Below are 8,421 nucleotides of genomic sequence, written 5' to 3' on the forward strand. Positions count from 1 at the left end.
CATTCTACTCAAATGACGAGCGGCTCTTATGACAGAAAGTAAGAGCAAGGGTTTGCCAGACGAACCCTTCGGGCAGCATTTGTCTGACTTTTCTGCGGCGTTATCGTCCGTTTATGTAGAATAACTACACTGCACGGACTTTGCCTTGCATAAAATCCAGCCAAATTGCTGCAAAAACAACCCTGAAACGTCAACACGCCCTAGAGATTGCGCTGCATGCGCGCCACAAACATTCCATCAGTGTTGGCTTCGAAGGGCCACACGGTCAACATTTCTGTTTGTTCGCCGGTAAAGGGGTGGCGGATCGGCACTAGGTTGAACTCGGGATGTTGTTGTAAAAAGGCGGAAACTACTTGCTCATTTTCAACCGGTGAGAGTGAGCAAGTGGCGTAGACTAAGCTTCCGCCCCGTTTTACCGCCTTACTGCTGCGGCTTAATATATCCAGTTGCAGTGCTGCTTTATCTGTGACGGCATCGAGGCTGTCGAGCCAGCGCATATCAGGGTTACGGCGCCACGTGCCCGTGCAGCTACAGGGTGCGTCGACTAATACCCCGTCAAAATGGTTGGCGTCGACCGGCAGTGCATCACTGCGCCAGCGAGCAATGCTGATGCCGCCAAACTTTGCCCGTTGGGCGCGTTTGCTGAGTTCTTCTAAGGCGTGGGCGCGAATATCCGACGAGACTATGCTGCCCAAAAATGGATTGTGCTTAGCCGTGGCCGTTTGCATCAGTGCGCGCAATTGCAGGGTTTTTCCACCTGCGCCGCTGCAGGCATCCCACCAATGTTGCCAAGGCTCTGGTGCACAAATTTGACCTATCACTTGCGAAGCTAAATCCTGGATCTCAATTTTGCCCTCTTTATAGAGTGATATTTCATTGAGATTCATGCTCTTAGTGCCAAGATTTATGGCATCTTCAAAATAGGGGCTGAGACTCGCATCAATCTCTAGCGCTTGTAGTTGCTTAACAGCTATTTGGCTGTTGATTCCCTGTGCACGTCCCCAAATCGGTGGCCGGCTAGACATGGCTTCGATGAGATTTGGGCGCAGCTCTGGGGCAATTGGGCAGACCTGCCAAAACCATTCAGGCAATAAATCCGCGAATTCGAAGGACACTTCGGGAAATTGGCGCCGTACTAGTGCCAATTTATCTGTTAAGCTATTAACGCTAAGGGATTGAAGCTGTTGATAATCAACCGGCGATTGGGCGAGCTCATGCCAGGCTTGGGCGATATCTTGCCATGGATGGGCTTCGATTAGGGCGCTCGCGCTGAGCATGGCAAAAAATTGTGGCGCCTGTTGATGATCGGCCGTGGCTTTAAACCAGCCCCACCAACGGAACAGGCTAAATAAGGATTCGCGGATGACTTTGCGATCCTTCGAGCCGTGCTTTTTATGTTCCCTAAAGTAGTTCGCGAGCACTCGGTCGGCGGGTTGCTTGGTATTTAAAATCTCATCGAACAATAACTTAATGGTATTGGCATAGCTCATCGCGCGTTTTTGCGCGGGCGTTTGCGGTTCGATATTAAATGCAGAGTGAATAGTGGTAGATGATAAGCCGTTTGGATTGCCCATAAAGTTAGCCTGAAAAGTGGCTCGACCGAGTGATGTCCATCCAATGTGATGAATATGGCCAAGCAAATCAATAAGTGGCGCAGAGTGTAGCAGTTTTGCGCATCGCTAGCAGTAAAAAAGCCCCAATGCAGAGTTGGGGCTTGATGGGGAAAACGAATGCGCGAGAGGATAGGATGACCTACTTAGTCACCATCTTCTGGATTTGTTTAGCACGCTCTTCGTCACTCAAGACCGAAGGCGGAGGTGTGACTATGCCTTTTTGACAGGCGGGGCGCAGGGCTAACTCATCTAACCAACGTTGTAAGTGAGTGAGTCCTTCCATGTTGATGCCGCTCCATTCATGGATGCGCACCCATGGCCAAGTCGCGATATCGGCAATGGTGTACTCATCACCGGCCAGATACTGATGCTTGGCTAACTGGGTGTTCATTACTTCAAACAAACGTCGACCTTCTTTTTGGTAACGTTCAATAGCCGCGGGGATTTTTTCGGGGAAGTAACGATAAAACACGTTAGCTTGACCCATCATTGGGCCGACACCGCTCATTTGGAACATGAGCCATTGAATGACCTGTGAGCGTTTTTTAGGATCGGCAGGCAAAAACTTACCGGTTTTTTCCGCCAAATACAGAAGAATTGCGCCGGACTCGAACACCACAAAGTCCTCGTTATCTCGGTCGATAATGGCTGGAATACGGCCATTAGGGTTAATGGCGAGAAACTCAGGCTGCTTCTGTTCGTTAGTATTGAAATCTAACTTATGCACTCGATAGTCGAGACCCATTTCTTCGAGCGCGATGGAAATTTTAAAACCGTTCGGGGTCGCGGCGGTATATAAATCAATCATAGTTATCCCTTAAGTCTTAACTGGTTAATGCTTAACTTGGGTGCCCAATAGGGCATCGCTGCTAGTTTTTTGGGGTAAGCGACACTATCGCAGGGCGCTGGGCCACTGTCGCAAACCATGCCTGAATGTGGGGCAAGGTGTCATCCACTAGAATATCTAAGTTTTTAATAAAGCTAATAAAAACGTATGCAGAAATATCGGCAATCGTAAAGTTATCGCTCGCCACATAGCTTGATTTGGCTAATTGTTGGTCTAAGGTCGGCAGGAAGTCAATGACCCGTTGGCGTGATTCTGCGCCCCAGGCTTCGACGCAATTTTCCCTGTCTTTGTAAATACCCGTCAGGTTTCTAAAGGCTTGAAAGCCGACCATCAACCCTTGTAGCTCGATGATGCGCTGCCACATTTCGACTTGGGCACGCTCTAGCGGGCTGTTGCCAAATAAGGACGTTTCACTGGGATAGATTTCTTCTAAATAGCGGCAAATAGCCACGGATTCACATAGGTAGCTACCATCGTCGAGTTCGAGCAGTGGAATGCGTCCGTTTAAGCTTTTGGCTTTAAATTCAGGGCTGAGATTTTCACCGCCGCGAATATCAACATTCACACGTGGGATATCGATGCCTTTTTCGGCGAGGAAAATACTCACGCGTCTTGCGCTTGGCGTAGGGGCTAATTCATAAAGCTTCATGCTCTTTCCTTCTGTTAATCTTTAAGTTTGGCTAAATAGAGCTTTAACGGAACGATCGGTTAGGATAAAATTTACGCCATATCTAAACGGTCAGTCAAGAATGTTTTGCCATATAGCACTCCGTTTAATACAGGCATCAATCTAGGTTTGAACCATGGCACGTAGTTGTAATTTTGATAGACAAGAAAAGCTCATTCAGGCGATGGAGTTATTTTGGCAGAAGGGATTTGCCGAGACATCGATTGCCGATCTGGTCGAACACTTAGGGATTAATCGCTTCAGCTTGTATAACAGTTTTGGTGATAAACAGAGTTTATATCGTGAATGTTTACGTTTTTATCTCGACCATTATTCCTTTGGGGCGAAGGAGAAAATCCTGCATGCACAGGCGGGATTAAATGAGATCTTGACCTATTTAGCGCGATTTGTGGCCTTGCAGCGCGAGCAAGAGTACGGCTGCTTTATGCAGAATGCGGTGATGGAAAAATGCCTCGACGATGACTGCGTGCAGCAGGAGTGCCAGCGTTTATTTGCCCAGTTACAGACTAACTTTACCGATGTTTTACGCTACAGTCAGCGACAGGGGGAGTTGTCTCAATCGGTTCAGCCTGAGTCACTCGCTGCATTTTTAGTACTTCAATTACAAGGAATTAGAGTGTTAGGTAAGGCGAAGGAATACACCCTGTTGGATAATGCATTTAAGGTATTAAGCGAATATCTTAAGAGTCTCGCGCTGACGCCACTTAAGCCCGTCGATGTGAAATAGGGCGTAGATTAAACCGATAAGCATGAGGCCAAGCGCATGCTTGGCCTCGTGAACAGCAAAACTGATGCAACCACTTATACAGAAACTTAAAAGTCCAACTCGAGGGCAAAGCACAAGTAGGCCATTAATTGGCTACAGTGGGCGAATTGTTCGGCGCAGTAGCGGGCGGCATCGGCTTGGCAGAGCCTTTCAAAGGGTATGGGTTTTAGCGCGATAAAGTCCTTACGTTTGAGCTCGGTTAGCATGGGGTGGTGTTTATCGAATCCTTTTGGCGGGCGCGTCAAGCTATCACCATCCATCATAAATCCATGGTCTATTAAGGTTTGCAGCGCCTTTTTGTAACCATTGGGATTTTCATCAATACAAGTCCGAATCGCATTGAGCGCCTTCGACTCGGGGTGCCAAATACCCGCGGCAATAAAACATCCATCCTCGGCAATGTGTAAATACAGCCCTGGTGCATGCACATCTTTACCCTGAAAATGCCGAAATTGGATCCCCACATTAGTTTTGTAGGGTGTCTTATCGTTGCTAAAACGGCTATCGCGCTGCGGGCGCATTAAGCTGCCACCGACTTTTTTGGCTACCGCGGTCAATCTTGGTGAAATCGCAATAATATGAGGCTGAATTTGTTCGATAAAACGCAGTGCGGGCGTTCTGACGTTATCTTCATATTCATCCTGATGAGCTTTAAACCAGTCGCGGGAATTATTGAGCGAAAGCCGTTTGAGAAAATCCAAGCTGGCAGCGGTAAATGCCAACTCGGTTTGAGGTTGTGCGGTGAGCTTAGTCATATCCATAAAACCTTTGAGGTGCTTGAGACTGAGATTCCGACTGTTAGTCAAAACAGGTTAGTGCGAGTTGAACAAATGCGCGTGGATATTGCAAATTCTTCGAGCATTTCTCTGTAGTGACTATCAAGTTGCGATTTACATGTAAAGCTAGGTGAGAATTATTCTCATCTTTAGCTTTGATGCCTATAATGCCGCCCTATTTTTTACACTATGTAACAGGGGATGGGGAGATGGGATATCAACCTAAGAGCAGGATAGCGAAAATAATGATGGGTTGTGCGGGTTTGACGGTATTGCCTGCGTTGCCACTCAATGCCAAGGAAGTATTAGGAGCGCCTAAGGTCGAGCCAATTGAGATATTACAAGTACATGGCCAGCAATACCGCCGAGCGACCACTATGACTAAGCCGGGCGAGGCGATCATCTCGATGGAGCAAATTGAAGAGATGCAAGCGACCACATTTGCTGAAGTTATCGATGATATGGCCGGTGCCCATGTTGATGGTGGTACTCGCAGTGGCGGCGAGCGCATTAACGTATGGGGATTTGGCGAAACCGAAGATTTCAACATTTATGTCGATAACGCCCCCGTGGGATTTGAGCAGTATCGCTATGGGTCGTTCTTCTTAGATCCCGATTTAATCAAGCGAGTCGAAGTGATTAAAGGGGCCCACGATGTCCGCTCAGGTAACGGCGGCTTTGGCGGCTCCATGTATGTTGTGACTAAATCTGCTGATGATTTTTTAAATTACAATCAAAACCTTGGCGCCCGAGTCAAAGCCAGTTACGCCAGTAATAACGACGCCAAAAGCTACACGGGAACGGTTTATGGACGAGCGAATCAACAACTTTCAGGTTTATTGCATGTCACCCGCCGTGATGCGGGGGATGTGACGCTCGCCAATGGTGAAGCATTTGAATACTCTGGTTATGAGCAAAATAATTACCTTGGCAAACTGGATTATGAGCAAGGTGACCATCAACTCATGTTGAGCCTGACCCATTATCTCGACGAAGGCCGAAAGCCTTGGGCCAATCGCCGCGGTCCTATGCCCGCGATTTCTGATTATAACATCCGTAAATATGGCTCCTATGAACTGGCGCTCTATGCCACCACGGCCTACAACACCTATGAAGACAATACCTGGTCGGCGAATTATCGCTATTCCCCAAGTAATCCTTTAATTGATACCCAAATTGTGGTTTCCCATTCTGCCAATGCACGCCATTGGGTCAGGCCGCCAATCGCGTGGGAAAAGATGACAGTCTCCGTCGGCAACTTCGGCCATGAATCTTGGTTGGATTACAAGCGTGACTACATTGACATCAACAACTTAAGTATTGTTGGTAATCATGAAATCACCACTGGATTGCAGTTCCGCAGTCTCGATAGGGATTCAATGGTCTTTAACAAAAGTTATGAGAAAAATCCCGAGAAAAACTACGGTTGGTACACTCCTTACTATCAGCCCGAAGGGCGTCAGGATACCTATGCAGTCTATTTGCGCGATGCGATTAGTGTGACGGATGAGCTGACCATCACTCCTTCGCTACGGTATGACTTTATCTACAGCATTGGTCGCCCCAACATTGCCCCCGATTACAACGATATCGAGGCAGGGCACGACTACAGTTCGACTCACCATTCGGGCTTTTCACCGCGATTGGGTATCGACTACCAGTTAACAGCGAATACTCGAGTGAATTTCGATTACGCCTACAGCTTACAGGCGCCAGTGGTCGATGAAATCTATGCAGTGCAATACGCCAAGGCGAGCATTACTGGCACGAGTCGAGATATCGATGTGGAGCGTCTGCACGCCTTTAAACTGGGCTTAATGACGCAGCAAACGAGTCTTTTTGCCGCCCAAGATACGCTTTCAACCCAAGTGACCCTCTTTGCCAACTTGGGACGGGACGATATTGCTCAGCGCCGCGGTGCAAAGTCCGACCCAAATCAAGCGATTCAAAGTGGTTACACAAATCTCGACGGTTATGACATCTACGGCGCCGATCTCGAGTCCCAATATCGTTATCAGGATTTCTTCAGTGACTTAGCCGTTTCTTGGTTAGAGGGGGAGCACAGGGGATCGCTCAGAGATAGTCAAGGCGAGGACGAATACCTTGCCAACATTGCGCCGCTGGATATTCGCCTGCGTGTGGGTATGTATATTACTGATGACATTTCAGTTGCTTGGCAAGGTACGTGGTACGATGCGCAGGATAATGTGCCTCAGAGTGATATCTTTAACGCTGAGTCTCCAAGTGATAATTACTTCTTACAAAATATATATTTAGCCTACGAGCCTCAAGAAACACTGAAAGGGCTCAGCGTGCGCTTAATGGCAAAAAATCTGACGAACCAGCAAGTGACACCATTTCTGTCGGATGGCATCCCCGCGCCGGGGCGAGATATCAGACTCAGTTTAGCTTATGAATTTTAAGGATTAAATGGCAATTCCAAGGGTGAAGAAATAGATAACTCATATAAAAAATAGGGTTATCTTGCCTTCCCCCCTGCCGTGAAAAGCCAATTTATGGCATAATCCACGTTTTATTACGCATGTAGACAGAAAAAATGACTGAAAATGAATTGCTAACTCGCTGTGGCGGCAAATGTGAACTCTGCGCAAGTGACGTCGAACTCTCTATTTATGACTTACCGGCTTCCGATGGTCATGAAAACGAGATTATGATTTGTGAAAATTGCAGCAGCCAAATCGCAGCGCCGGATACTATGGACATGAACCACTGGCGTTGTCTGAACGACAGCATGTGGAGCCAAGTCCCTGCGGTTCAAGTGATGTCATATCGCATGCTAAAACGCTTAAGCGGTGAAAGCTGGGCGCAGGATCTGCTCGATATGTTGTATCTTGAAGATGATTTACGCGCTTGGGGTGATGCCGAAGCCGCTGCCGCCAGTGATGATACGCCACCGACTTTAGACAGCAACGGTGCCGTGCTTAACGCCGGAGATACCGTGGTCATCATTAAAGATCTTAACGTCAAAGGTACCAGCTTTGTGGCAAAACGTGGCACCGCAGTACGCAATATTTCGTTGACCAACAATCCAGAGCATATCGAAGGTCGTGTGAATGGTACTCGCATTGTGATCCTGACCTGTTTTGTGAAAAAGTCTTAAGTCATTTCGCTTAAACTTGCTTGAACGTAAAACCGCCCAATTTGCATAAATTGGGCGGTTTTTTTATGCAGAATTTACTCTTATCTACCCACTAAAAGTAGCCACATATACAAATCATTAAATTAGGCGATAAAATGGTTAGTATGTGAAGAATCTTTATATAGAGATAAACCTATGGCAAACGACTCGCAACTACTCGACGCAAAGCAAATGTCGGCTTCAGTTGAAGATGGATTAGATAAAATCCTCGGCCAGTGGCGGGCTGAAGGGGTAACAGAGGATTTAGTCCCCATGGCGGTGTTAGGGCGCATCGCAAGGCTGACCAAATATATGGAAAACGCTATCGCCTTATGCCACGGCGAATTTGGCTTAGGTCAGGGGGAGTTTGATGTGCTCGCGACACTCAGACGCTCAGGTAAGCCTTATACTTTATCGCCTTCGCAGCTGTATCAAAGCATGATGTTAAGTTCAGGCGCTATGACCAGTCGTTTAGACCGGCTGGAAAATAAAGGCTTGATTGCCCGTGAGCACTGTAAGGAAGATCGCCGCGCCGTGCATGTTTCGCTCACTTCGGCAGGTAAAGCACTGATTGAGGCTGCGCTCCCCAAAC

General features: G+C 47.6%; 8 protein-coding genes. 4 read left to right on the forward strand and 4 right to left on the reverse strand.

All coding sequences use genetic code 11. The features are described 5' to 3' along the window. Positions 1-200: 200 nt before the first annotated feature. The 3 genes from L976_RS14640 to L976_RS14650 all read right to left on the reverse strand — a co-directional run bounded on the left by L976_RS14640 (position 201) and on the right by L976_RS14650 (position 3,109). On the reverse strand, positions 201-1,574 hold the full coding sequence (locus L976_RS14640) for an RsmB/NOP family class I SAM-dependent RNA methyltransferase (protein WP_047537824.1): 1,374 nt from the start codon (positions 1,572-1,574) through the stop codon (positions 201-203). Positions 1,575-1,752: 178 nt separating this feature from the next. Further along, entirely contained in the window at positions 1,753-2,421 is a 669-nt protein-coding gene (locus L976_RS14645; RefSeq protein WP_037416621.1) for a glutathione S-transferase family protein, read from the reverse strand. A 61-nt stretch (positions 2,422-2,482) separates the two neighbouring features. After that, on the reverse strand, positions 2,483-3,109 hold the full coding sequence (locus L976_RS14650; protein ID WP_037425779.1) for a glutathione S-transferase: 627 nt from the start codon (positions 3,107-3,109) through the stop codon (positions 2,483-2,485). Positions 3,110-3,263: 154 nt separating this feature from the next. Between L976_RS14650 and L976_RS14655 the strand changes: the two genes are divergently transcribed. After that, the gene (locus L976_RS14655; protein WP_047537827.1) at positions 3,264-3,875 is read left to right on the forward strand and encodes a TetR/AcrR family transcriptional regulator; all 612 of its coding nucleotides are present in this window, start codon (positions 3,264-3,266) and stop codon (positions 3,873-3,875) included. Between the two features lie 86 nt (positions 3,876-3,961). Here L976_RS14655 and L976_RS14660 read toward each other — a convergent pair whose 3' ends face one another. Beyond that, positions 3,962-4,669 carry a DUF2461 domain-containing protein gene (locus L976_RS14660; RefSeq protein ID WP_156143189.1) on the reverse strand — a complete coding sequence of 236 codons (708 nt, stop codon included), beginning with the start codon at positions 4,667-4,669 and terminating at the stop codon, positions 3,962-3,964. Positions 4,670-4,899: 230 nt separating this feature from the next. On the opposite strand from L976_RS14660, the gene L976_RS14665 reads away from it, so the two are divergent. The 3 genes from L976_RS14665 to L976_RS23525 form a co-directional block, all read left to right on the forward strand. Further along, positions 4,900-7,113 carry a TonB-dependent receptor domain-containing protein gene (locus L976_RS14665; RefSeq protein WP_047537833.1) on the forward strand — a complete coding sequence of 738 codons (2,214 nt, stop codon included), beginning with the start codon at positions 4,900-4,902 and terminating at the stop codon, positions 7,111-7,113. Between the two features lie 134 nt (positions 7,114-7,247). After that, the gene (locus L976_RS14670; protein ID WP_037416634.1) at positions 7,248-7,811 is read left to right on the forward strand and encodes a PhnA domain-containing protein; all 564 of its coding nucleotides are present in this window, start codon (positions 7,248-7,250) and stop codon (positions 7,809-7,811) included. Between the two features lie 174 nt (positions 7,812-7,985). Then, a partial coding sequence (locus L976_RS23525) for a MarR family transcriptional regulator (RefSeq protein ID WP_081990962.1) occupies positions 7,986-8,421 on the forward strand: 436 nt, incomplete at its 3' end.

This window comes from Shewanella sp. ZOR0012 (assembly GCF_000798835.1).
GTDB lineage: Bacteria > Pseudomonadota > Gammaproteobacteria > Enterobacterales > Shewanellaceae > Shewanella > Shewanella xiamenensis.

Coding starts and splice junctions, on each gene's coding strand:
- L976_RS14670 (WP_037416634.1), top strand. CDS start 7,248: ATGACTGAAAATGAATTGCTAACTCGCTGTGGCGGCAAATGTGAACTC.
- L976_RS14660 (WP_156143189.1), bottom strand. CDS start 4,669: ATGACTAAGCTCACCGCACAACCTCAAACCGAGTTGGCATTTACCGCT.
- L976_RS14645 (WP_037416621.1), bottom strand. CDS start 2,421: ATGATTGATTTATATACCGCCGCGACCCCGAACGGTTTTAAAATTTCC.
- L976_RS14665 (WP_047537833.1), top strand. CDS start 4,900: ATGGGATATCAACCTAAGAGCAGGATAGCGAAAATAATGATGGGTTGT.
- L976_RS14650 (WP_037425779.1), bottom strand. CDS start 3,109: ATGAAGCTTTATGAATTAGCCCCTACGCCAAGCGCAAGACGCGTGAGT.
- L976_RS14640 (WP_047537824.1), bottom strand. CDS start 1,574: ATGGGCAATCCAAACGGCTTATCATCTACCACTATTCACTCTGCATTT.
- L976_RS14655 (WP_047537827.1), top strand. CDS start 3,264: ATGGCACGTAGTTGTAATTTTGATAGACAAGAAAAGCTCATTCAGGCG.